23 protein-coding genes, 1 pseudogene and 1 riboswitch are annotated in these 22480 nt (G+C 75.4%); of the genes and pseudogenes, 9 read left to right on the top strand and 15 right to left on the bottom strand.

Features of this window, described 5'->3' with window-relative positions:
- Positions 1-4: 4 nt before the first annotated feature.
- The 3 genes from ACI78V_RS04265 to ACI78V_RS04255 all read right to left on the bottom strand — a co-directional run bounded on the left by ACI78V_RS04265 (position 5) and on the right by ACI78V_RS04255 (position 3391).
- Entirely contained in the window at positions 5-1504 is a 1500-nt protein-coding gene (locus ACI78V_RS04265; protein WP_456849242.1) for an aldehyde dehydrogenase family protein, read from the bottom strand.
- 182 nt (positions 1505-1686) lie between these two features.
- Positions 1687-3012, bottom strand: coding sequence for a serine hydrolase domain-containing protein (locus ACI78V_RS04260; protein WP_456849240.1), 1326 nt, complete (start codon positions 3010-3012; stop codon positions 1687-1689).
- A gap of 52 nt (positions 3013-3064) precedes the next feature.
- Positions 3065-3391, bottom strand: coding sequence for a DUF3817 domain-containing protein (locus tag ACI78V_RS04255; protein WP_456849238.1), 327 nt, complete (start codon positions 3389-3391; stop codon positions 3065-3067).
- 139 nt (positions 3392-3530) lie between these two features.
- Here ACI78V_RS04255 and ACI78V_RS04250 point away from each other — a divergent pair, with 139 nt between their 5' ends.
- Entirely contained in the window at positions 3531-4076 is a 546-nt protein-coding gene (locus ACI78V_RS04250; protein ID WP_456849236.1) for a hypothetical protein, read from the top strand.
- Positions 4077-4088: 12 nt separating this feature from the next.
- Here ACI78V_RS04250 and ACI78V_RS04245 read toward each other — a convergent pair whose 3' ends face one another.
- On the bottom strand, positions 4089-5144 hold the full coding sequence (locus ACI78V_RS04245; RefSeq protein ID WP_456849234.1) for a C40 family peptidase: 1056 nt from the start codon (positions 5142-5144) through the stop codon (positions 4089-4091).
- Positions 5145-5179: 35 nt separating this feature from the next.
- Positions 5180-5275, bottom strand: a riboswitch (cyclic di-AMP (ydaO/yuaA leader).
- Between the two features lie 234 nt (positions 5276-5509).
- Between ACI78V_RS04245 and ACI78V_RS04240 the strand changes: the two genes are divergently transcribed.
- The 3 genes and pseudogenes from ACI78V_RS04240 to ACI78V_RS04230 form a co-directional block, all read left to right on the top strand.
- Positions 5510-5689, top strand: coding sequence for a hypothetical protein (locus ACI78V_RS04240; protein WP_456849232.1), 180 nt, complete (start codon positions 5510-5512; stop codon positions 5687-5689).
- A 29-nt stretch (positions 5690-5718) separates the two neighbouring features.
- Positions 5719-7275, top strand: a complete 1557-nt coding sequence (locus ACI78V_RS04235) for a phytoene desaturase family protein (protein ID WP_456849230.1) — start codon at positions 5719-5721, stop codon at positions 7273-7275.
- Between the two features lie 47 nt (positions 7276-7322).
- A pseudogene (locus ACI78V_RS04230) lies at positions 7323-8075 on the top strand (YhjD/YihY/BrkB family envelope integrity protein); the annotation flags it as partial.
- A 23-nt stretch (positions 8076-8098) separates the two neighbouring features.
- On the opposite strand, the gene ACI78V_RS04225 reads toward ACI78V_RS04230, so the two are convergent.
- Positions 8099-10507: a transglycosylase domain-containing protein gene (locus tag ACI78V_RS04225; protein ID WP_456849228.1), complete on the bottom strand. Its 2409-nt coding sequence runs from the start codon at positions 10505-10507 to the stop codon at positions 8099-8101.
- 354 nt (positions 10508-10861) lie between these two features.
- Here ACI78V_RS04225 and ACI78V_RS04220 point away from each other — a divergent pair, with 354 nt between their 5' ends.
- Complete coding sequence (locus ACI78V_RS04220; protein WP_456849226.1) at positions 10862-11488, top strand: hypothetical protein; 627 nt, start codon at positions 10862-10864, stop codon at positions 11486-11488.
- Here ACI78V_RS04220 and ACI78V_RS04215 read toward each other — a convergent pair whose 3' ends face one another.
- From ACI78V_RS04215 to ACI78V_RS04190, 6 genes are all read right to left on the bottom strand, one after another.
- Positions 11489-12160, bottom strand: a complete 672-nt coding sequence (locus tag ACI78V_RS04215; RefSeq protein ID WP_456849224.1) for an acVLRF1 family peptidyl-tRNA hydrolase — start codon at positions 12158-12160, stop codon at positions 11489-11491.
- A complete protein-coding gene (locus tag ACI78V_RS04210; protein ID WP_456849222.1) occupies positions 12157-12576 on the bottom strand; it encodes a rhodanese-like domain-containing protein in 420 nt (139 codons plus the stop codon). The genes ACI78V_RS04215 and ACI78V_RS04210 overlap by 4 nt, the downstream gene beginning before the upstream one ends.
- A gap of 18 nt (positions 12577-12594) precedes the next feature.
- Positions 12595-13809, bottom strand: coding sequence for an MFS transporter (locus ACI78V_RS04205; protein WP_456849220.1), 1215 nt, complete (start codon positions 13807-13809; stop codon positions 12595-12597).
- Between the two features lie 220 nt (positions 13810-14029).
- Positions 14030-15835 carry a phosphoenolpyruvate carboxykinase (GTP) gene (locus ACI78V_RS04200; RefSeq protein ID WP_456849434.1) on the bottom strand — a complete coding sequence of 602 codons (1806 nt, stop codon included), beginning with the start codon at positions 15833-15835 and terminating at the stop codon, positions 14030-14032.
- 233 nt (positions 15836-16068) lie between these two features.
- Positions 16069-16584 carry an SRPBCC family protein gene (locus tag ACI78V_RS04195; RefSeq protein WP_456849218.1) on the bottom strand — a complete coding sequence of 172 codons (516 nt, stop codon included), beginning with the start codon at positions 16582-16584 and terminating at the stop codon, positions 16069-16071.
- Entirely contained in the window at positions 16581-16910 is a 330-nt protein-coding gene (locus ACI78V_RS04190) for an ArsR/SmtB family transcription factor (RefSeq protein WP_456849216.1), read from the bottom strand. Before ACI78V_RS04190 ends, ACI78V_RS04195 begins: the two co-directional genes overlap by 4 nt.
- Positions 16911-16983: 73 nt before the next feature.
- On the opposite strand from ACI78V_RS04190, the gene ACI78V_RS04185 reads away from it, so the two are divergent.
- From ACI78V_RS04185 to ACI78V_RS04175, 3 genes are all read left to right on the top strand, one after another.
- Positions 16984-17214 carry a hypothetical protein gene (locus tag ACI78V_RS04185; protein ID WP_456849214.1) on the top strand — a complete coding sequence of 77 codons (231 nt, stop codon included), beginning with the start codon at positions 16984-16986 and terminating at the stop codon, positions 17212-17214.
- A 76-nt stretch (positions 17215-17290) separates the two neighbouring features.
- On the top strand, positions 17291-17533 hold the full coding sequence (locus ACI78V_RS04180; protein WP_456849212.1) for an acyl carrier protein: 243 nt from the start codon (positions 17291-17293) through the stop codon (positions 17531-17533).
- A 57-nt stretch (positions 17534-17590) separates the two neighbouring features.
- A complete protein-coding gene (locus ACI78V_RS04175; protein ID WP_456849210.1) occupies positions 17591-18550 on the top strand; it encodes an NAD(P)H-dependent flavin oxidoreductase in 960 nt (319 codons plus the stop codon).
- A 4-nt stretch (positions 18551-18554) separates the two neighbouring features.
- Here ACI78V_RS04175 and ACI78V_RS04170 read toward each other — a convergent pair whose 3' ends face one another.
- From ACI78V_RS04170 to ACI78V_RS04160, 3 genes are all read right to left on the bottom strand, one after another.
- Positions 18555-19280, bottom strand: coding sequence for a DsbA family oxidoreductase (locus ACI78V_RS04170; RefSeq protein WP_456849208.1), 726 nt, complete (start codon positions 19278-19280; stop codon positions 18555-18557).
- A gap of 86 nt (positions 19281-19366) precedes the next feature.
- Positions 19367-19744, bottom strand: a complete 378-nt coding sequence (locus tag ACI78V_RS04165) for an FKBP-type peptidyl-prolyl cis-trans isomerase (RefSeq protein ID WP_456849206.1) — start codon at positions 19742-19744, stop codon at positions 19367-19369.
- Positions 19745-19835: 91 nt separating this feature from the next.
- Positions 19836-21149, bottom strand: a complete 1314-nt coding sequence (locus ACI78V_RS04160) for an MFS transporter (protein ID WP_456849204.1) — start codon at positions 21147-21149, stop codon at positions 19836-19838.
- Between the two features lie 128 nt (positions 21150-21277).
- On the opposite strand from ACI78V_RS04160, the gene ACI78V_RS04155 reads away from it, so the two are divergent.
- A complete protein-coding gene (locus tag ACI78V_RS04155; protein ID WP_456849202.1) occupies positions 21278-21667 on the top strand; it encodes a VOC family protein in 390 nt (129 codons plus the stop codon).
- A 12-nt stretch (positions 21668-21679) separates the two neighbouring features.
- On the opposite strand, the gene ACI78V_RS04150 is transcribed toward ACI78V_RS04155, so the two are convergent.
- A complete protein-coding gene (locus tag ACI78V_RS04150) occupies positions 21680-22426 on the bottom strand; it encodes an SDR family oxidoreductase (RefSeq protein ID WP_456849200.1) in 747 nt (248 codons plus the stop codon).
- Positions 22427-22480: the final 54 nt, after the last annotated feature.

Genomic DNA, 22480 nt, shown 5'->3' with positions numbered 1-22480 from the left:
GGACTCAGTCCAGGGACATCCAGACGGTCTTGGTCTGCAGGTACCCGTCGAGCCCCTCCGGCCCGCAGTCGCGGCCGAGCCCCGAGGCCTTGACCCCGCCCCACGGCGCCGCGGCGCTGAAGTCGCCGTAGGTGTTCACCCAGACCGTGCCCGCCTGCAGCGCCGCCGCGACCCTGTGGGCCTTGCGGACGTCGTCGGTCCAGACGCCGGCGGTCAGGCCGTAGGAGCCACCGTTGGCCCGTGGGACCAGCTCCTCGACGGAGTCGAACGCCTGGACCACGACGACCGGCCCGAAGACCTCCTCGGCGACCACCGGGTCGTCGTCGGCGGGCTCGACGACCGCCGTCGGCTCGAAGAAGAAGCCGTCGGCCAGGGGCCCGCCGGGGCGGGTCCCGCCGAACGCGATCCGCGCACCGGAGGCGGCTGCACCCTGGACGTAGCGCTCGACCTTCTCCCGCTGCCGGGCCGACGACAGGGGGCCCATCGTGGACGCCGGGTCCAGTCCCGGGCCGAGCACGAGGGCCTTGGCGTGCTCGGCGAGGCCGGCCAGGACCTCGTCGAGCACCGGGCGCTCCACCATCAGCCGGGACCCGGCGAAGCAGACCTGGCCCGTGTAGAAGAAGGCGGTCGTCGCGGCGGCCGCCGTGGCCTTCTCGATGTCGGCGTCGGCGAAGACCACGTGGGGGTTCTTGCCGCCGAGCTCGAGCGAGATGTGCTTGAGGGCGTCCCCGGCGTCGCGGGCCAGGCGCCGGCCGACGGCCTCCGAGCCGGTGAACGAGATCTTCTCCACCAGCGGGTGCGCGACCAGGGCGGCGCCCGTGGCGGTCCCGGTGCCGGTGACCACGTTGAGGGTCCCCTCCGGCAGGCCGGCCTCGACCGCGAGCTCGGCGAGGCGCAGGGAGGACAGCGAGGTCAGCTCCGACGGCTTGAGAACGGCGGTGTTGCCGGCGGCCAGGGCCGGGGCCAGCTTGATCGCCGCCTGGCACAGGGGGAAGTTCCAGGGGGTGATCGCCGCGACGACGCCGAGCGGCTCGCGCCGGGTGTAGACGTGCGCCGACGACGACTCGACGGGCACCGTCGCCCCCTGCAGCTTGGTCGGCCACCCGGCGTAGTAGCGGAACTGCTCGATCGCCAGCTCCAGGTCGATGGCGCGGACGTAGCTGACCGGCTTGCCGCTCTCCAGCGCGTCGTACTCGGCGAGCTCCTGGGCGTGGGCGTCGACCAGGTCGGCCAGGCGGTGCAGGCACCGTTCCCGGGCGCCGGGTGTCATCGATCCCCAGGGCCCGGCGAAGGCGTCGTGCGCGGAGCGCACCGCGGCGTCCACCACGTCGGCCGACGCCTCGGCGACCCGCGTGACGACCCGCCCGGTGGCCGGGTCGAGCGTCTCCACCCAGGTGGCGTCATCGGCCGTCACCTCGACACCGCCGACCACCGAGGCATGGGGGACGGAGGTGAACTGCCGGACGCCCGGCGACATCGAGGTGGTGCTGCTGTCTACGGTCACAGGCCTTCCCTTTTCCGCGAAGACGGGTTGGCCGGGGAACCTATTCCGCGCATTCGCGCAAGGTCAAGACCTGAATCCGCGTTCACCGGACCGATACACGCCTGGATCACCTGCGCGGACGGTCGAGCCCGGCCGTGGCGGCCGTCACAGCCGAGGAGCGACGCCGGTCACACCGCGGCTCGTCAGTGCCGCCAGCCGTCCTCGTCCACCCCACCGGGCACCGGCCCCGCGGGGTCGTACGGGGTCCGGGTGAACACGAAGGTGCCCAGGTCCAGGTGGTCGGCGGCGATCGTCAGCGGCTCACCGGCGTAGTACCCGTCCAGGCCGACCCACGTGCCGTCGTCCCGCCGGGCGAACCGGCTGGCGCGCCCGGCGCGCCCGGGCATCGGCCCGAGGTGCAGCAGCCCGCCGGGCAGCGCCCGGAGCTGGTGCGGCGCCGGGCCCCAGAACCAGACGCCGAGGTCCTCCAGCGGCACGGGGGACGGCGAGGGCTGCCAGGGCTCGACGATCCTGGGCTCGGCGGCGCGCAGGTCGGCCAGCAGGCCGAACACCACCGGCTCCGGACCGCTGGTGGCGTTGGCCAGCGACACCGCGCCGGTCCGCTCCTCGCGGTCGACGAAGACGCCGGCGAGGAAGCCGGGCATCGACCCGCCGTGCCCCACGAGGGTGTGCCCCTCCACCCGCACGACCTGCAGCCCCAGCCCGTAGGCCGACCAGCCCGACGCCGAGGAGTCCACACCCGCCGGCACGGTCATCTCCTCCAGGGTGGCCGGGTCCAGCACGTCGCCGGTGTCGCCGAGCAGGAAGACGGCGAGGCCGGCGAGGTCGGCCAGCGTCGCCCACAGCTGGCCCGCGGCGGCCATCACGCCGGCGTGGTGCTCGGGCTCGGGCAGGACGACGTCGGCCCACGGGTGCACCGCGTGCCCCTCGGCGGCCGGGGCCACCGGGCGCGGCGTGGTGCGGGTCATGCCCAGCGGGGCGAGCACCTCGTCGCGGACGACGTCGTCCCACGGGCGCCCCCGCAGCCGGGCCACCAGCTCGCCGAGCAGACCGAAGCCGAGGTTGGAGTAGTGGAACCGGCGCGCGGCCCCGAGGACGGCGTGCTCGTCGGCCAGGCCCAGTTCCTCCAAGGACCCGCCGGGAGTGCGCTCCCACCAGCCGCCCGGGCTCTCCGCGGCGGCCCCGCCGAGGTGCGACAGCAGCTGGCCGACCGTGCGCTCGCCCACCGGCGTCCCCGGCACGTGCAGCTCCAGCGGGTCGTCGAGGTGCAGCCGGCCCTCGTCGCGCAGCCGCAGCACCGCGACGGCGGTCACCGTCTTGCTGATCGACCCCAGCCGGTACTGGACGTCGGTGTGCGGCTCGGTGACGTCGCCGCGGCCGGCCGACCAGACCAGCCCGTCGTCCCGGACGACGCCCGCGACCAGGCTGGGCGCCCGGCCCTCCCGCTGCACCCGCGCGACGCGGGCGAGGAGGGTGCGGGCGGTGGACGGCAGGACGGGCTCGGGCATGAGCGCGAACCTAGACGCCGGGACGCCCCCGGCGCGGTGGGGACGGCTGCCGTCAGGTGGTGGGGACGGGCTCGGGCAGCGGCAGCCGCTCGGTGCGGGTGGCCCAGCGGTCGAACCACAGGGTGACCAGCGGCGGGACCGACGCGGCGAGGGCGAGCAGCGTGGTGCGCGCGTCCCACCGCAGCACGCGGGCCGCCACCAGGGCGACGAGCACGTAGAGGACGAAGATCCCGCCGTGGATCGGACCGAAGATCTGCACGCCGCGCTCGGAGGACCCGAGGACCCACTTCACGAACATGCCGAACAGGAGGCCCACCCACGAACAGGCCTCGGCGAGGGCGACGGCGCGGAAGGCGAGGGCGACAGCACGGGGGTTCATCGCCCCCCATCCTCCCCGATGCCCGACCCGGGGGCGCCGCGCCCCGCGGGGAGGGCCCGTGGCCGGCCGGGAGGCAGCCGGTGACGGGCGGCGGGGCCGCCGGGACGGGCACGGCCCGGTGCTGGCAGGGTCGACGCCCGTGCGGGGACTGGCGCGGCGGGAGTTCTGCCTCGTGCTGCTGCGGCGGATGGCCGACCTGCGGCCCGACCTCGTCGCCGAGGCGCTCCCGCGGCTGGGCGCCACCCGGGCGGAGGCGCACGCCGCGCACACCCGGTGGCAGGCGCTGCAGCACGCGCCGCGGGCTCCGCGGGGTCTGGCGCTGCGCACCGCCGTCCTCGGCCCCCCGGACGAGCTGGAGGACCGCCGGTTCGGCGACCTCGACGTCCAGGTCCGCCGGTGGCCGGTGCCGCTGTGGCCGCACCTGTACTGGGAGGTGCTCTCCGGCCCCGGCGGCTCCGTGCTCAACGAGCACCTGGTCCGGGCACCGGGCTCTCCCGTGCCGCGGGCGACGGCCACGCGGCTGCGCGTGTGGGAGCACGTGCTGGACGACGTCGTGGGCCTGCCGGGCGCCCGCAGCGTCGATCCCGGCGTCGTCACCCGCTGGGAGGTGACCCTGCCCGGTGGGGTCCGGGCGCGGTTCGTCTGGGGGCTGCTGCAGGAGGTCGGCGGAGGACCGGCGCGCTGAGCGGGTCGCCGCTCAGCCGCCGATGCGGTTGAACCGCGGGGTGGTGCCCATGGCGTCGACGCTCGCGACCTTGACGACGTCGCCGGAGGTCGGCGCGTGCACCATCTGGCCGTTGCCGAGGTAGATGCCGATGTGGCTGACCGGGCTGTAGAAGGCGACCAGGTCACCGGGGCGGGCCTCGGCCCGGGACACCTGGGTCCCCATGGACGACTGCATCCGGCTCGAGTGCGGCAGGCTGATGCCGGCGGCCTTGAAGGCGTACTGGACGAGCCCGGAGCAGTCGTAGGACCCCGGACCGGACGCCGCCCAGACGTAGGGCTTGCCGCGCTGCGCCATGGCGGTGTCGATCGCGGTCTGGATCGCCGCGCTGCCGGCCACCACGGGCGCGGCCGCGGGGACCGCCGGCGCCGTCCGCTCGGCGCGGCTGGCCCGTGCGGTCTCGCCACCGTGGGCGGCCGCGGCGGCGTCGAGGGCGGCCCGCCGCTCGTCGGCGGACAGCCGGGCGTAGTCGGCCTGGTAGTCGTTGATCTGCGCCTGCAGCCGGGCCTGCTGGGCGGCGACCTCGTCGTACTGGGACTGCGCCTCGGCGGCGGCGGATTCGGCCACCACCCGGGCCTGCGCGGCGACCTCGCCGGCGGCCACGGCCTGGTCCAGCAGCACGTTCTGGTGCCCCGCGACGGTCTCCAGCAGGGTGACCCGGTTGACGAACTCGTCGGCCGAGCCGCTGGTCATGAGCGCCTGCAGCGACCCCATGCTCTCGCCGGTGAACGCGCTGCGGGCGATGCCGCGCACCTGCTCCTGCGCGGCGGTCACGACGCCCTGCGCCTCGGCCACCGCCGCGGCTGCGGCCGCGGCCTCGGCCTGCTGCGCGGCCAGGGACTCCCGGGCCTCGTTGAACTCCTCGGTGACGACCTCCAGCTCGTGGCCGCGCGCGGCCACGAGGGCGGCGGCCTCCTGTGCGGTGACCGGCTCCTCCGCGACGGCGGAGGAGGGCACGAGGGCGGTGCCGAGGGCCCCGGCGACGGCCAGGACGAGGGCGGCGCGACGGGCGGTGCGAGGGGACGCCATGGTGCGGCGGCACTCCGTTTCTTCCACGGCCGCCTACCGGGTTAGCTGACGGGTTCGGGCGGGAAGGCGCCCGGCACGCCCGGCCACGAGGCCGTGCGCGCTTCACCCCAGTGCTGCGGTGGGTCCCCGGCCCGGACGCCCCCGGGGAGGAGGGCGCCGGCTCGGCGGCGTCCGCGGAGTGTCACCCAGGTTGGTGACGGAGCGCCCCGCCAGACGTACACACCGTAAGCGCCGTGACGCCGCCGTGACAATTACCCGGATGTGATTTGGTGGACTCTCGACTCGACCCGCGGCACGGCCGGGACGGGTGGGACCAGAGGGGCCGGTGGGGTTTGGCGACCGTCCTCCCCGCGCAGAAGCAACACATGGACCTCAGACGACCCCTGGCCGCCCTCCTCCTCGCCGGGGTGCTCGCCGGGTGCAGCAGCACCGAGACCGGCGGCAACACCGACGTCGAGCGCAACGAGCAGGACTGCGGCACCGCCGAGCAGGCACCCGGGCGGGGCTGCGAGGAGAGCGAGGACGCTCCGGCCGAGGGGAGCTGACCGGTGCCGGCACCGGCCACGGTCCGCCAGTGAGCGAGCGGAGCAGGTACGACGCCGTCGTCGTCGGGGGCGGGCACAACGGGCTGGTGGCCGCGGCCTACCTCGCGCAGGCCGGCTGGTCGGTGCTGGTGCTCGAACGCCGGGAGCGGGTCGGCGGCGCCGCGGTCAGCGAGCAGGTCTTCCGCGGGGTCGACGTCCGGCTGTCGGCGTACTCGTACCTGGTCAGCCTCCTCCCCGACCGGGTCGTCGCCGACCTCGGCCTGGAGGTGACCCTCGCCGACCGCGCGGTCGCCTCCTACACCGCCGTCCCCGGTGGCGCCGGGCTGCTGGTGGAGCGGGACGAGGGGCCGGCGACCGCCGCCTCCTTCCGGGCCCTGACCGGGTCCGACGCCGAGCTGGCCGGCTGGCGGCGCTTCTACGGACGCCTGTCCACCCTCGCCCAGGACCTCGCCCCCACGCTCACCGAACCCCTGCTCGCCCCCGGCGACCTCGCCCGACGGCTGCGCGACCCGGAGCTGTGGCACGACCTCCTCCACCGCCCCCTCGCCGACGTCGTGGCCGACGAGCTGTCCTCCGACGTCGTCCGCGGGGTCGCGCTGACCGACGGGCTGATCGGCACCTTCGCCGACGTGCACGACGCCGGCTCACCGGCCGGCCGCTGCTTCCTGTACCACGTGGTCGGCAACGGCACGGGACGGTGGCGCGTGCCGGTGGGCGGGATGGGCGCGCTCACCGGGGCCATGGCGGCCGCCGCGCGCGGGGCCGGCGCCGAGCTGGTCACCCGGGCGACCGTCGACGCCCTCGAGGCCCGCGCCGACGGCGTCACCGTCCACTGGACCGACGACGACGGCGCCCAGCGGGCGGTGGACGCCGGCCACGTGGTCTGCGGCGCGGCGCCCGCGGTGCTCGACCGGCTCACCGGCGCACCGCCCCGGCCCACCACCGACGGGGCCCAGCTCAAGGTCAACATGGTGCTGGCGCGGCTGCCGCGGCTGCGCTCGGGCGTCGACCCCGCGGTCGCCTTCGCCGGCACCTTCCACGTCGACGAGGCCGCCGGCCAGCTCGACGCCGCGTACGCCCAGGCCGCCGCCGGCCGGCTGCCCGACGTCATCCCGTTCGAGGTGTACTGCCACTCGCTGTCCGACCCGTCGGTCCTCGGGCCGGCGGAACGGGCGGCCGGCCACCAGACGCTGACGCTGTTCGGCCTGCACACGCCGGCGGAGCTGTTCCGTGCCGACCCGGTGGGCACCCGCCGGGAGGCGGTGCGCCGGGTCGTCGCCCAGCTCGACGCGCACCTGGCCGAGCCGCTGCTGGACTGCCTGGCCCAGGACGCCGACGGCGGACCGTGCCTGCAGGCGGCCTCCCCGCTGGACGTCGAGGCGTCCCTGGCGATGCCCGGAGGCCACATCTTCCACGGCGACCTGGCCTGGCCGATGGCCGCCTCGCCGGAGGAGGTGGGCACCTGGGGCGTGGCGACGGCGCACCCGCGGGTGGTGGCCGCCTCGTCCGGGGGCACGGTGCGCGGCGGGGCGGTCAGCGGTCTGGGCGGCTACGCCGCGGCCCGTTCCCTGCTGGACCGGCCCTGACCCGGCGCTGGACGGCCGCCCGGCTGAGGCGGGAGACGTCGTCCCTGGTGCGGGCCGCGGGACGGCGGCTGCGCGGCCGGGACCTCGCCCTGATCGCCGCGGGCCTGACCTTCTACGCGGGCATCGCCGTGGTGCCGTTGCTGCTGGTCGCGTTCTGCCTCACCGCGCTGCTCACCTCACCCGGGACCGTCCGCGAGCTCAGCGACCGCCTCGCCGACCTGTTGCCGGCCGAGCTGGGTGCCCCCGAGGCGCTGCGGGCGCTGGCCCGGGCGGGCGTGGGCATGGGGGTGCTCGACGTCGTGCTGGCCCTGCTGCCGCTGTCGCTCTACGGCGAGGGGTTGCGGCGGGCCCTGCTGCGCTTCACCCCCCGCCAGGACACGCTGACCGGCTGGCGGGGCCGGCTGCTCGCCCTGCCGCTGGTGGTGGCCACCCCCGTCCTGCTGTACCCGCTGCTGCAGGCCGCCGCCGTGATGGCCGACCTCACCGACCGCGGCAACCGGCTCGGCAGCGTCGCCGTCGGCTACTACTCGGTGCTGTTCGGGCTCACCGTCCCGCTGCTGTGGGGGTTCGGCGTCGTCGCGGCCGGCCGGCTGCGCTGGCCGGCGCTGGTGTCGGGCGCGCTGTTCACCGCCGCGTGCCTGTCGGGCTTCCTCCAGGGCTTCGTGCTCTTCCTGGCCCTGCCGCTGGCCCTCGGGGCACCGTTCGGCGGCCTCACGGTGGTCGGCGCGGTGGTCGCGATCAGCCTCTGGCTGTTCCTGCTGCACCTGGTGCTGATCGTCGGCTGGCTGCTGACCCAGGCCCTCGACGAACGGATCCGCGCCGGTCAGGCCGGAGCCGGCTCGGCGGGTGCGGGCGGCGGGGGCTCGGCCGGCAGCGGTCCGGGCTCGGCGGGCGGCGGCGGCGGCGCCGGCTCGGCGGGCGGCGGCGGTGGCGGAGCTGGGGCGGCCGGTGGCGGTGCCGGCGCGTTCGGCGGCGGGTTCGCGGGCGCGGGTGGCGGTGCGGGAGCCGGCCTGACGTAGTCGGCCCCGTTGCTGACCAGGATGGACACGGTCTGGCCCGGCACGGCGCGGCCTCCGCGCGGCGGGCTGGTGCCCAGCAGGGCCCCGGCCGGACGTGCGCTGTCGATCCGGACCGTGGTGTGCTCGAACCCGGCGTCGGACAGCGCCGCCTGGCAGGCGCGCACCGAGGAGCACCCGGGCACCGGGCGGGTGTTGCCGTTCTGCACGACGTCGTCCGGCGGCGGGAACTCGCTGCTGCCCCGGGCCTCCAGGATCGGCGCCATGGCGTCGTGCCAGACGGTGGCGGCCTTGCCGCCGCCGAAGCCGCCGACGTTCTGCTTCCGCTTCGGGTTGAACACCATCACGCTCGCGGCGATGTCGGCGGTGTAGCCGACGAAGGCGATGGAGTCGTTGTCCTGGGCGGTCCCCGTCTTGCCCGCGATCTGGTGACCCGGCACGTGGGCGCGGGCACCGGTCTGGCCGGGATTCCCCGGCGCGACGTCCTTGACCAGCATGTGGTTGAGCGTGTTGGCGACCCCGGGCGGGATCGCCTCGGGGGTGCACCGGTCGCCGACGGCGAGCGGCTCGCCGTCGGCGCCGAGCGCGGGGTCCCCGTGCTGGTCGAGGACGGCGGTCACCGGGACGACGTCGCACTGGGTGCCGCTGGCCGCCAGCGTGGAGTAGGCGCTGGCCAGGCCCAGCGGGCTGGTCGCCTCGGCGCCGAAGGTGAACGACCCCCGGTTCTCGTCGATGATCCGCTGCGGCAGCGCGGGGTCGTTGAACTGGAACAGCCCCATCCGCTCGGCCATCCGCACCGGCTCCTCGACGCTGCCGAGGGCGTCCTCGAGGGCCAGGAAGTAGGTGTTGGACGACTGGTAGAGGGCCGTCGTGAGGTCCAGCGTGGACCGGTAGGTGCCGGCGTTGCGCACGTCGTAGCGCCCGGAGCCGTCGCGGTAGACGCGGGAGACGTACGGGTCGCCGGTGGTGAGCGTGTAGTAGCTGGAGTACCCGCGGGCCAGCGCCGCGGCGGCGGTGAAGACCTTGTAGGTCGACCCGGACCCCTTGCTCGGGGCGACGTTGAGGTTGAACGACTCCTGGGCGGGGTCGGCCTGGTCGTAGCCGAACACCCGGTTCACGCTCATCGCCAGCAGGTGGCCGGTGCCCGGTTCGACCGCGGTGAACGTGCCGGCCAGCGAGTTGCCCATCGACAGCGTGTCCAGGACGGCGGCGTCACCGGCACGCTGCAGCTCGACGTCCAGCGTCGTCTGCACGACGTAGCCGTTGTTCTCGAGGTCCTCCTGCGTGAGGCCGAGTTCCTGGATCAGGTACCGCTGGACGAAGTCGCAGACGAAGGGCCCCACGGTGGCCTCGACGCAGCCGCGGCGCGGGGCCGGGGCCGGGGCGAGACCCAGCGGTGCGCCCTGTGCCGCGGTGGCCTGCTCGGCCGAGATGTAGCCCTGCTCGGCCATCCGGGACAGGACCTCGTTGCGCCGCTGGGTGGCCGCCTCCGGGTTGGTGAACGGGTCGTCGGCGGTGGGACTCTGCGCGAGGCCCGCCAGCAGGGCGGCCTGCGGCAGGTCCAGCGCCGCGGCGTCGACGCCGAAGAAGGCGCGGGCGGCCGGTTGCACGCCGTAGGCGTTCTGCCCGAAATACACGATGTTGAGGTAGCGGGTGAGGATGTCGTCCTTGGAGTAGGTGTCCTCCAGGGCGAGGGCGAGGCGGGCCTCGCGCAGCTTGCGGCCCAGCGTCTGCTCGGTCGCCGCCTGGCGCTCCTCGGGGGTCGTCGCCGTCTGCAGCAGGGTCTGCTTGACCAGCTGCTGGGTGAGGGTGGAACCACCCTCCTGCACGCCGCCGGCGGCGAGGTTGGTGACCAGCGCGCGCAGCGTCCCCTGGACGTCGAGGCCGTGGTGGTCGTAGAAGCGCGCGTCCTCGATGGCGACCATCGCCTGCTTCATGACCTCGGAGATCTGGTCGTGCGCGACCGGCGCCCGGTTCTCGTCGTAGAAGTACGTGATCGGCTCGCCGTTGGCGGCCAGCAGCACGGTGTTGGCCGGCGGCGGGTCGATGGTCAGCTCGGTGGGCAGGTCGCCGAGGAGCCCGGTCGACTGCTGTGCGGCCACGGCGGGCCCGCCGACCCACGGGAAGAGGAGTGCTGCGACCAGTGCCCCGGCCGCGACGACCGTGGCGGCCAACTTGAGCAGCGTCCTGACCCGTGCGTCCGTGCGCAGGTCCATGGCCCCCCTTCCGTGGCAGCCCTCACTGGAACAGAGAACGTGGTCGTCCACAACCACCCGCGCCGTACGCGCCCGCCTCCGACACCGAAGCGTGAAGCGCCGGTCACTCCTCGAACGGACCGGGCAGGTCGCCGCGTGCACCCGGGGGAAGCAGTCGGCGCACACGTGAAGTGGGCACGCTCGGTCAGGAGGACGGTATCGGGGACGGTGGTGCCGGCGGCGACGGGAGACACGGTCGGACGCCCCCCCGGCGCGAGCGGGCCACGGCACTTCCTGCCGGGGCACCCGTTGCGGGGTGGTCTCGGTGGGCCCGGGTCCCTCCACCCGCCCGGTCGACGGTGTCAGGCTGCGCCCGTGACCGGCGCCCGCCTCCTGCTCCCCGTCCTGGCGGGCGCGGCCCTGCTCACCACCGGGTGCGCGGAGCGGGCCGCACCGGGAGCGCCCGCCCCGCCGACCGGCGCCCAGCCGTTCGTCAGCCGGCAGCCGGTGCCGCAGCCCGAGCCGGTGCCCCCGGTCCCGGACGCGCTGCCCCCGGAACTGCTGGAGGGGGTGACCCCGATGCCCCTGGAGCTGCTCACCTTCCAGAACCGGCTGCACGAGCTGTTCGGCGACTCCCCCGACCTCGGGGCCACCAGTGCGGCGGGCCGGCCCAGCGAGGTCGTCGTGCGCTGGCACGGGGACCCGCCCGCCGGCCTGCTCGCGCTGGTCGAGCGGTACGCGGACGCCCCCTTCCAGATCCGCGTCGAGCAGACCCGGTTCCGTCCGGGCGACCTGCTCGAGGAGGCCCGCCGGTTGCTGGAGCAGCACCCGGGCGTGGTCACAGGCACGGGCCCGCGCACCGAGGGCGACGGTGTCGTCGTGGGGATCGCCCCCGCGGTGGACCCCGACCCCGGTCCCGAGGAGCTCGCCACCCTGGGCATCACCAGCCGGTTCCCGCTGTTCCCGGAGGCCGTGGAGCAGCCCGTGCCGGCGGCCGGCTGATCACCCCGTCCGGTCGCCGGGTTCCACGATGTGGACCCGCACCGCGCGGAACTGCTGGGGGGTCGCGAGCAGGACCGCCTTGGTCGGCTCACCCACCTCGAGCGGCGGCTCGCGCCGCAGTGCCGCCAGCGCCGGCAGCCGCGGATCGGCCAGGACGGCGTCGACCAGCCCGCGGTCGCCGCCGGTGAACAGCGCGACCACCTCCCCGGCGGCCGGCAGGAGCACCCGGACGGCGGTGTCCGCGGCCGCCGTCACCACGGCGTCGGTCTGGTGGCCGCGGCGGCGGGCGAACCGCTGCTGACTCCAGCCGCCCGCGGCGGTGCGGCCCTGCACCTGGCGGGCGTCGACCTTGGACACGACGAGGTCCGCGCCGTCGAAGACGCCGACCGCCCAGCGTCCGCGGCGGACCAGGAGGACGGCGGCCCGGCGCGGCTGCCGCGCGCCCGTGGTGAACGCGGTGAGCAGCGCCGGCCCCGGCTGCCAGTCGAACGGGGCCCGCAGGGTCAGCGCGGTGGTGTCCGCGCAGGTCACCCGCACCGCACCGTCGGGGTCCTGCGTCACCCGGACGAAGCTGCCGTGCCGGTCGGCGACCCCGTCCAGCCAGCGGCCCAGGCGTTCCGGCGGCACGCCCAGGGTGCGGCCACCTCCGGCCGCGGGTCGGGCGCGGGTCATCCGGACGCGGCGTCGTCCCTCGTGGTGGGCAGTCCCGCCGCCCGCCAGGCCTGGTACCCGCCGACGACGTCCGTGGCCCGGGAGAGCCCGAGGGTGCGCAGCGAGGCGGCGGCGAGGCTGGAGGAGTAGCCCTCGTTGCAGAGGACGACGACCTCCACGTCGTACCCGGTGGCCTCGGGCAGCCGGGCGTCGCTGGCCGGGTCGAGCCGCCACTCGAGCACGTTCCGCTCGACGACGAGGGCGCCGGGCACCTCGCCGTCGGCCTGCCGCTGCGCCACCGGCCGGGTGTCCACCAGCAGCGCGCCGGCGGCCATGCGGGCGGCGGCCTCCTCGGGCTCGAGTCGCTCGAGGCGGCTGCGCACGTCGGCCAGGACCTCGTCGACGGTGCGGGCCCCGGCCGGCCGGTCGGTGCTCATCGGACCGTCACCGGACCGTCACCGGGCCATGGCCGGCTCGGCGGCGTGCTCGGCCGGCACGTGCAGCACCCGCTGGCCGGCGCAGACGGTGACCGCCGCGACCGCAGCGGCGACCGTCGCCACCAGGAACGAGGCGTTGGCGCCGACGGTGTCCACGATCTTCCCCGCGGCGGAGGTGCCCACGGCCACCCCGAGGGCCAGCGCGGTGCCGATCCAGGTGAAGGCCTCGGTGGTCGCCGAGCGGGGCACGAGCAGCTCGGCGAGGGTGAACGAGCTGATCAGCGAGGGTGAGACGGCGATCCCGGCCACCACCACGAACGGGATCATCAGCCAGATGTCCTGGATGAGCAGCAGCGGGAGGCTCAGCACAGTCAGCAGCGCCAGGGCCACGGCCAGCCGCAGCCGGAGCGGCTGCCTCCAGTGCACCGTGCCCCAGCCGATGCCGCTGGCCATCGACCCGACGGCGAGGGCGGCGATCAGGACACCGGACAGCGACATCGCGTCGACCTCGTCGGCGAAGGCGACCAGCGCGATCTCCAGGGTGCCGAGGACGGCGCCGACGGCCGCGCCCACGACGAACAACACCCGGATGCCGGCGCTGCGGATGGCCGAGGCCCCGGTGCGTGCCGCGTGCCCGTGCGGCGGCGGCTCGGTGCGCCCCTGCGCGGCGAACAGCAGGCTGCCCACGACGGCGAGGGTGAAGGCGGTCACCACGCCGGAGGTGGCGTGCCCGGTGGTGGACAGGAACGTGACCAGCACCGGGCCGACGATGAAGACGAACTCGTCCAGGACCGACTCCATCGCCAGCGCGGTCGGCAGCCGGTGCGTGCCGCGCAGCAGGTGGGTCCAGCGCACCCGGATCATCGAGGACACCGGGGGGATGCACGCGCCGGCGACCCCGGCGGAGACGAAGACGGTCCACAGCGGCCAGTCCTGCTTCACCGCCGGCAGGAAGACGCACCCGGCGGAGACGAAGACCGCCACGACGGGCAGCAGCGTCCGGCGTTGCCCGTGGGTGTCGGCCCAGCGGCCGATGAGCGGTCCGGAGATCGCGGTGGTCACCGCACCGGTCGCGGCGACCACGCCGCCCAGGCCGTAGGACCCGGTCTCCGAGGCGATCAGCAGCACCGAGCCCAGGCCCACCATCGACAGCGGCAGCCGCCCGACGAACGCGGCCAGGACCATCGGCAGCGCGTGCGGCGTGCGGAGCACGTGCAGGTAGGGGTTGGGCACGAGCGGAGGACCTGTCGTCTCAGGTGGCGGTCGGTCGGGAGTACGTGCCGTCACGCTAACGGACCGGCCCCTCGGTGGCCGGGCGGCGCACGTCCGCGCTGGTCGGCCCCCGCCACGACGTGCGAGGCCCCGCACCGGTCGCCGTTGACCGGTGCGGGGCCTGCGGGCCGGCTCGGGAGAGCCGGGGTTCCGGGGGCTCGGTCGAGCCCGTCCGCCGGGCTCAGGCGAGCCGGTGCTCCAGGATGGCGAGCTCGTCCCACATGGTGCTGGGCAGCTTGTCGCCGAACTTCTCGAACCACTCGGTGATCTGCGGGATCTCCGCGCGCCACTCGTCCTTATCGACGGCCAGTGCCTTCTCCACCTGCTCGGCGGTCAGGTCCAGGCCCGAGACGTCCAGCGAGTCGGGGGTGGGGACGTGCCCGACCGGCGTCTCGACGGCGGCCGCGGTCCCCTCGAGGCGCTCGACGACCCACTTGAGGACCCGGCTGTTCTCGCCGAAGCCCGGCCACAGGAAGCCGCCGTCCTCGTCGCGGCGGAACCAGTTGACGTAGAAGATCTTCGGCAGCTTGCCGGCGTCGTGCGCCTTGCCGGTCTCGACCCAGTGCCGGAAGTAGTCACCGGCGTTGTAGCCGATGAACGGCAGCATGGCGAACGGGTCGCGACGGACGACGCCGACCGCGCCGGTGGCCGCGGCGGTGGTCTCCGACGAGAGCGTGGCCCCCATGAAGACGCCGTGGTTCCAGTCGCGGGCCTCGGTGACCAGCGGGATCGTCGTCTTGCGGCGGCCGCCGAACAGGATCGCCGAGATCGGCACGCCCTGCGGGTCGGCGTACTCCGGCGCCAGGATCGGGCACTGGGTGATCGGGGTGCAGAACCGGCTGTTGGGGTGGCTGGAGGGCTCGTCGCCCTCCGGCGTCCAGTCCCGGCCCTTCCAGTCGGTCAGGTGGGCCGGGGCGTCGTCGGTCATGCCCTCCCACCAGACGTCACCGTCGTCGGTCAGGGCGACGTTGGTGAAGACCGAGTTGCCCTTCTCGATCGTGCGCATGGCGTTGGGGTTGGTGTCCCAGCCGGTGCCCGGGGCGACGCCGAAGAGGCCGAACTCGGGGTTCACGGCGTAGAGCCGGCCGTCCTCGCCGAAGCGCATCCACGCGATGTCGTCACCGAGGGTCTCCACCGTCCAGCCCGGGATGGTCGGCTCGAGCATCGCCAGGTTGGTCTTGCCGCAGGCCGACGGGAAGGCGGCGGCCACGTAGTACGTCTTCTGCTGCGGGCTGGTCAGCTTGAGGATCAGCATGTGCTCGGCCAGCCAGCCCTCGTCGCGGGCCATGACGGAGGCGATGCGCAGGGAGAAGCACTTCTTGCCGAGCAGCGCGTTGCCGCCGTAGCCGGAGCCGTAGGACCAGATGGTCCGCTCCTCGGGGAACTGCACGATGTACTTCGTCGGGCTGCACGGCCACGGCACGTCGGCCTGGCCCGGCTCGAGCGGGGCACCGAGGGAGTGCATCGCCGGCACGAACGGCCGGTCGGTGCCCATGGCCTCGAGGATGGAGCTGCCGATGCGGGCCATGACCCGCATCGAGACGACCACGTACTCGGAGTCGGTGAGCTCGACGCCGAACATGGGGTTCTCGGCCTCGACCGGGCCCATGCAGAACGGGATGACGTACATCGTCCGGCCGCGCATGCACCCGCGGTACAGCTCGGTCATGATCGACTTCATCTCGTCCGGGGCCATCCAGTTGTTGGTCGGCCCCGCGTCGGCCTCGTCGACCGAGCAGATGTAGGTGCGGTCCTCGACGCGCGCCACGTCACTGGGGTCGGAGGCGCACCAGAACGAGTTCGGCTTCTTCTCCAGGCGGGTGAAGGTGCCGGCGTCGACCAGCTTCTGGGTGAGCCGCTCCCACTCCTCGCCGGTCCCGTCCACCCAGACGACCTGGTCGGGGGTGGTCAGCTCCGCCATCTCCTGCACCCAGGCGAGCAGCCGGGCATGGGTGGTCGGGGCGTTGTCGAGACCGGGGGTGGCCACAGAAGTCAAGACGTCTCCATCCGTCGGGTACGCGGGGGCAGGGAGCCGCCGACGTGGGTGTTGCTGGCTGGTGGACCCCGACCGCGCGGCCTGGCCGCGCCGGGGTCCCGGAGTGCGGCCAGCCTAACGGCGGAGCCCTCCGCTGTAACCGTGAGAGATGTTACGTATAAGACGTCTACCCGATGGGACCTAGGCCCCTGGTGGCGCAGCACACACCCGGCCCGGGACGGCGCTCAGCCGGCGCCGCCGCGGCCGTAGAGCGGTCCGACCTCGGCCCAGAAGGGCTCCCACTCCCCCGGCCCGTCCCCGCCGGCGACCTCGGCGTCGAGCTTGTCCAGGTACCAGTGCCAGCCGCCGGCGATGTCGCCCGGGTCGATGTCGGCACGCAGCACCTGGGTGAACACCAGGGTCGTGACCCCCTCGGCCGCGGAGAGGTCCAGCTCCACCCGCCACTCCCACTCGGCGTCCCACTCCAGCACCAGCCGCCGGGGCGGGTCGCACTCGAGGATGCGCAGCGCCTCGCCGGCGTGCTCGCCGTCCTCGTGGGTCATGGTGAACACGCCGGTGCCGCCGGCGCCCCGCTCGCCGTCGTAGGTGCCGATCCAGCGGGCCAGGCGCTCGGGCTCGGTGACCGCGGACCACACGTCCTCGATCGGGTCGGGCCAGGAGCGACGGAACTCCAGTCGCCGGCGGCCGTCCGCCCCGGTGGTCACGACGCCGCGGCGGGCGTGCACGTCCTGCTGGGTCATGTCGGGCCTCCGCCCTGCCTGGCCCGCCGGCCGCGGGCGATCTCGGTGTCCAGTGCGTCCAACCGTTGGGCCCACAGGTCGCGGTAGGGCTCCAGCCACTCGTCGAGTTCGCGCAGCGGGCGCGGGTCGAGCGCGTAGAGCCGCCGGCGTCCCTCGACACGACTGCGCACCAGCCCCGCCTCCCGCAGCACCCGCAGGTGCCGGCTGATCGCCGGCCGACTCACCGGGAAGCGACCGGCGAGCTCGCCGGCGGCCAGCTCGCCCTGCGACAGCAGGGCGAGCAGCTGCCGGCGGGTGGGGTCGGCCAGCGCCGCGAGCGCCTCCACGCCAAGATGCGTAACACATGCGTTACGCGTATGCGAGGGGTTGGCGCGCGGCCCCGCCGGGCACCGGCGCTCCATGACCGTCACCGACCCCGACGTCCCCGACCCGCTCAACGACCCCCGCACGCTGCAGGCCGACCCCGGCGCCTACGGCGAGGGCGAGGACCTCGCCTCGGGGGCGGACGACCCTGCCGTCAGCGGCGAGGAGGAGATGGCGGAGGAGGACGAGCTCACCGCGGGGCGCACGCCCGCCGACGACGCCGGCGGCGGCGACGTCACCGGCGGCGCGGCCCCCGCGGCCGACTGAGACGGAGCAGTCCGTTTCGGGGCGCGCGGGGCGGGAAGTGTGAGGAGCCCCACAGTTCCGAGACGAGGAGGCTGCCATGGCCACCGGTGAGACCGGGTTCGAAGACGTCACCTACGACCTGATCTCGGTGCAGTACCACTCGCTCAAGGCCGGGCACGACTACGGCCAGTACGTCCGCGACGCGGAGAACGCCGGCCTCGACGACATCGCGGGCTTCTTCCGCCAGGTCATGGAGGAGGACTCCGCGCGGGCCCGACGCTGCCACGAGTTCCTGCGGCAGATCTCCGGCACCGAGCAGGGCGGCCCCGCCACCCAGTAGTCGGGTGGACCTCTGCCGGGCCGACCGCGAACGGCCCGCAGGGGCAGGATGAGCGGCGTGATCCGGACGCCGCTGACCCGTTGGTTCGACCTCGCCGCACCGGTCGTCGGCGCCCCGATGGCCGGTGTGGCGGGCGGGGCCCTCGCCCGCGCCGTCTCCCTCGGCGGCGGGCTCGGGATGATCGGGGTGGGCAACGCGACGACCCCGGAGTCCGTGGCCGAGCAGGCCGCGATCCCGGCCGCCGACGACCTGCCGTTCGGGATCGGCCTGATGGCGTGGGTGCTGGAGACCCGGCCGGAGTTGCTGGAGGCGACGATCGCGGCGCGGCCGTCCCTGGTGTCGGTCTCCTTCGGCGACCCCGCGCCCGCCGTCGGCCCGTTGCACGACGCCGGGATCGCCGTCGCCACCCAGGTCAACACCGCCGCCGACGTCAGCCGCGCGCAGGAGGCCGGCGTCGACGTGCTCGTCGCCCAGGGCACCGAGGCCGGCGGGCACACCGGCCACCGCGCCACCCTGCCGCTGCTGCAGGAGGTGCTGGCGCTCACCGACCGGCCGGTCCTGGCCGCCGGCGGCATCGCCACCGGCGCCGGGATGGCCGCCGCACTCGCCGCCGGGGCGGCCGGCGTGTGGATCGGAACCCCGCTGCTGGCCTGCCCCGAGGGGCTCAACTCCCCCGCGGCACGGGCCCGCGTCACCGCCGCCCGCGGCGAGGAGACCGTGCTCACGCGGGCCTTCGACGTGGCACAGGGCCTGGCCTGGCCGGAGCGGTGGCCCGGCCGCGCCCTGGTCAACGACTTCTGCCGCACCTGGCACGGTCGGGAGGCGGAGCTGCCGGGGCACCCGGACGCCGCGCGGGTCGTCGAGGCCCGCCGGACCGGTGACCTGGCCTTCGCGCCGCTCTACGCCGGGGAGTCGGTGGGCCTGGTCACCGCCGAGCGACCCGCAGCCGACGTCGTCCGGGGGATCGCCGAGGAGGCCGAGCGGCGGTTGCGCGCGGTGGCGGCCCTGCTGGACTGACCGGTCAGACGACGCAGCTGTCGTCGGTGCAGCCGTCGGCGGCGGGCACCGTCACGAGCGGGTTCGCGTCGGCCCAGGCACGCTCCAGCACCTGCAGCAGCAGCTCGGCCGGCTGCGCGCCGGCCGCGCCGTACCGGCGGTCGACGACGAAGAACGGGACGCCGGTCGCACCGAGGGCCTGGGCCGTCCGGGCGTCGTGGCTGACCGCGTGCCGGTAGCGCGAGTCGGCGAGCGCGGCCCGTACCTCTGCCTCGTCGAGGCCGACCTCGACGGCGAGCGGGACGAGCGCGTCGACGTCGAACACCGACCGCCCCTCCTCGAAGTGGGCGTGCAGCAGGCGCTCCTTCACCTGCCCCTGCAGGCCGTGCTCGGCGGCGAGGTGGATGAGCTCGTGGGCCAGCCGGGTGTTGCCGCTGACGCCGTCGGCCAGGTGGTACTCGAGCCCCTCCGCGGCGGCGGTCTCCTCGACGTGGCGCATCATCGCGCGCATCTCCTCCTCGCTGCGGCCGTACTTGGCGGCCAGCGCGGGCAGCGTCGCGTGCGTCCCGCCCTCGGGCGCGGTCGGGTCGAGCTGGTAGGAGCGCCAGACGACCTCCACCTGGTCCCGGTGCGGGAACCGCGCGAGCGCGGTCTCCAGCCGGCGCTTGCCGATGTAGCACCACGGACAGACGACGTCGGACCAGACCTCGATGCGCACGTCGCCGACCAACCGCGCTCCGCCCGGGGTCATTCCGCCCCCTGTCCGGCGATCACGGCGCCGTGACCTCCCCTGCGGTGCCGGAGGTGGTCACGGCGCCATGATCGGCGGGAAGGGTCTCAGCGGACGCCGACGAGGTCGACGACGAAGACCAGCGTCGCGCCCGGCTTGATCACCCCGCCGGCGCCGCGGTCGCCGTAGGCCTTGTGCGGCGGGATGGTGAGCCGGCGCCGGCCGCCCACCCTCATGCCGGCCATGCCCTCGTCCCAGCCCTGGATGACCATGCCGACGCCGAGGCGGAACTCCAGGGGGTCGCCGCGGTCCCAGGAGGCGTCGAACTGCTCGCCGCCGTCGTGGGTGACACCGACGTAGTGGGCGCTCACCAGGTCGCCGGCCTTGGCCTCCGGGCCGTCGCCGACGACGAGGTCCTCGATCACCAGGTCGTCGGGCGCCGGGCCGGTCGGCGGCTCGACGTCGGGGCGGGTCAGCTCGGCCACGGGGTCTCCTCGGGGTGGGGTGCCGGGTCGGTCCCGACGCGTCGTCCCCCATCCAAACAGCGGTCCCGCCGGGACGCCGACCGGCCGGTGCTCACACCCGGTCGAGGACCTCGCGCGCCGGCGGCTCCGCGGCCGGCGGCACACCGGCGGCACCGGCGTCGAGCGGGTGCGCGAGCTCGTCGGTCGGCATCCGCGCCGCGAGGACCGCCACGGCCGCCAGGAGTGGGGGTGCCAGCCCCGCCACGAGGAAGGTCGCGGCCGGCCCGATCAGCTCGCTGACCGGGCCGGCCAGCGCCATGGACAGCGGCATGAGGCTGAGGGAGACGAAGAAGTCCAGGCTGGAGACGCGCCCGAGCAGGGCCGGTGGCACCCGCCGCTGCAGGAGGGTGCCCCAGATGACGGTGCCGGCCTCGAAGGCCGCACCGACCAGGGCGCCGGCGGCGATCATCAGCGGGAGGCTCGTGGAGAGGCCGAAGACGACCATCGGCACACACCCCAGGCCCCACAGCAGGACCATCACGGTCAGGTACCGCCGGGGCAGGCGCAGCGACGCGACGAGCAGGGAGCCGATCGCCCCGCCGACCCCGAAGGCGGCCAGGACGTAGGCGTGCTGGGTCGGCCCGCCACCCGCGTCGCGGATGGCGAAGGGGACCAGCACCTCGAGCGGCCCGAGGAGCGCCAGCACCATCAAGGACGCGAACAGCAGCGTGGCGAGCAGCCAGGGCGTGCGCAGCATGTAGGCGAAGCCCTCGCGCAGGTCGGCCAGCACCCCGGCCGGCGGGGCGCCGTCGTCGGCAGCCGCCCGCCGGACGGGGGTGACCGGCAGGGCGACGACGTGCGCGGCGGCGAGCAGGGAGACCGCCGCGGTCGCGGCCAGTGCCGCGCCGGGTGACACCGCCGCGACGAGGAACCCGGCGGCGGCCGGGCCGGCGGCGTTCTGCAGGAGGGGGCGGACGGCGCCCTCCAGCCCGTTGGCCGCCAGCAGGTCCCGCTCCGGCACGAGGGCGGGCAGCTGCGCGGAGTAGGCGGGGTAGTACAGACCCGTCGCCAGCCCCACGGCCAGGGCGGCCGCCGCCAGCTGCCACAGCGCGAGGACACCGACCAGCGACAGGACGGCGACCACGGCGACGGCTCCCGCCTGGAGGAGTGCCACGGCCAGCAGGAGGTACCACTGCGGGACCCGGTCGGCGAGCACGCCGCCGAACAGCGTGCTGGCCAGCATCCCCCCGGCGGACAGGCCGGTGACCAGCGAGAGTGCGGCCGGGCCCCCGTCGAGGGCCACCACCTGCCAGACCACGGCGACCGCCCACAGCCCGGCGCTCGTCAGCGACAGCGCCATCGACGCCGCCAGCAGCCGGTAGTGCCGGTGCCGCAACGGCGCGAGTGCGCGCGGCAGGGCGGTCATGGGAGCGCCTCCTCGTCGGGTCGGGGTCCGCCCATGGTCGGCGAGGGGTACGACGGGACGCACCCGATTTGCCGGGCCGCGCGTCGGGGCGCTGACGGCCGTGGGTCCCGCCGCTACGGTCCCGCGACGTGATCGACCACCTGGGACTGCAGGCCGCGGACGTGGACGCCGCCGTGAGCTTCTACACGCGGGTGTTCGCGCCCGTCGGCCTCCGCGAGGCGATGCGCTACGACACCCCGGACGGCCCGGTCGTGGGGTTCGCCGGGCCCGACGGGCACCCGCAGCTGTGGCTCAGCCCGCTCGACGAGGGCCGCGACCGCCCCGTGCACCTGGCCCTGCGGGCACCGTCCCGAGCAGCCGTGGACGAGGTGTTCGCGCTGGCCCGCGAGGCCGGGGCGGAGGTCCTGCACGAGCCCCGGGTCTGGCCGGAGTACCACCCGGGCTACTACGGCGCGTTCTTCCGCGACCCCGACGGCAACAACGTGGAGGCGGTCCACCACACACCGCCCGGGAGCTGACGCGCCGTCCGCTCACCGCCCGCCGGCGACGTCCAGCACGCTGCCGGTGCAGTAGCCGGCGTCGTCGCCGAGCAGCCACAGCACGGCGGCGGCCACCTCCTCGGGCAGGCCGGCCCGGCCCATCGGCACCGTCGGGCCCAGCCGCGCGACCCGGTCGGGCTGCCCCCCGCCGGCGTGGATGTCCGTCTCGACGATCCCCGGGCGCACGACGTTGACCCGCACGCCCTCGCCGGCCACCTCGCGGGCCAGCCCGAGACCGAGGGTGTCCACCGCGCCCTTGCTCGCGGCGTAGTCCACGTACTCGCCGGGCGACCCCAGCCGGCTGGCGGCCGACGAGACGAGCACGACCGACCCCCCGGCCCCGCCGTGACGGGTGGACATCCGGCGCACGGCCTCCCGGCAGCACAGGACGGCCCCCAGCACGTTGACGGCCAGCACGCGCTGGACCCGCTCGGCGGTCAGCTCGTCGACCCGCGCCCGCGGGGCCACGATGCCGGCGTTGGCCACCAGCCCGGTCACGGGCCCCAGGCGCTCGGCGGCGGCGAAGGCGGCCAGGACGTCGTCCTCGACCGAGACGTCGGCCCGCGTGGCGGTGGCGACCCCGCCGTCGGCCCGGATGCCGCCCACGACGGCGGCGGCGGCGGCCTCGTCGTCCCGGTAGGTCAGGGCGACCGACCACCCGGCCGCCGCGGCGGCACGCGCGGTCGCCGCACCGATGCCGCGGCTCCCGCCGGTCACGAGCACGACACCGGGGGGCACGGCTGGCGACCGTAGCGCGACCGGGTGCGGGGCGCAGCCCGCCGTGCTGGGCTG

This window comes from Geodermatophilus sp. SYSU D00742 (assembly GCF_054049935.1).
This window is presented reverse-complemented; position numbering and strand designations above follow the sequence as displayed.

What these genes read in the sequence shown, in the direction of transcription:
- ACI78V_RS04260 (WP_456849240.1), bottom strand. Translation starts at nt 3,012, where the DNA reads ATGCCCGAGCCCGTCCTGCCGTCCACCGCCCGCACCCTCCTCGCCCGC.
- ACI78V_RS04255 (WP_456849238.1), bottom strand. Translation starts at nt 3,391, where the DNA reads ATGAACCCCCGTGCTGTCGCCCTCGCCTTCCGCGCCGTCGCCCTCGCC.
- ACI78V_RS04245 (WP_456849234.1), bottom strand. Translation starts at nt 5,144, where the DNA reads ATGGCGTCCCCTCGCACCGCCCGTCGCGCCGCCCTCGTCCTGGCCGTC.
- ACI78V_RS04240 (WP_456849232.1), top strand. Translation starts at nt 5,510, where the DNA reads ATGGACCTCAGACGACCCCTGGCCGCCCTCCTCCTCGCCGGGGTGCTC.
- ACI78V_RS04225 (WP_456849228.1), bottom strand. Translation starts at nt 10,507, where the DNA reads ATGGACCTGCGCACGGACGCACGGGTCAGGACGCTGCTCAAGTTGGCC.
- ACI78V_RS04215 (WP_456849224.1), bottom strand. Translation starts at nt 12,160, where the DNA reads ATGACCCGCGCCCGACCCGCGGCCGGAGGTGGCCGCACCCTGGGCGTG.
- ACI78V_RS04210 (WP_456849222.1), bottom strand. Translation starts at nt 12,576, where the DNA reads ATGAGCACCGACCGGCCGGCCGGGGCCCGCACCGTCGACGAGGTCCTG.
- ACI78V_RS04195 (WP_456849218.1), bottom strand. Translation starts at nt 16,584, where the DNA reads ATGACCCAGCAGGACGTGCACGCCCGCCGCGGCGTCGTGACCACCGGG.
- ACI78V_RS04185 (WP_456849214.1), top strand. Translation starts at nt 16,984, where the DNA reads ATGACCGTCACCGACCCCGACGTCCCCGACCCGCTCAACGACCCCCGC.
- ACI78V_RS04180 (WP_456849212.1), top strand. Translation starts at nt 17,291, where the DNA reads ATGGCCACCGGTGAGACCGGGTTCGAAGACGTCACCTACGACCTGATC.
- ACI78V_RS04170 (WP_456849208.1), bottom strand. Translation starts at nt 19,280, where the DNA reads ATGACCCCGGGCGGAGCGCGGTTGGTCGGCGACGTGCGCATCGAGGTC.
- ACI78V_RS04160 (WP_456849204.1), bottom strand. Translation starts at nt 21,149, where the DNA reads ATGACCGCCCTGCCGCGCGCACTCGCGCCGTTGCGGCACCGGCACTAC.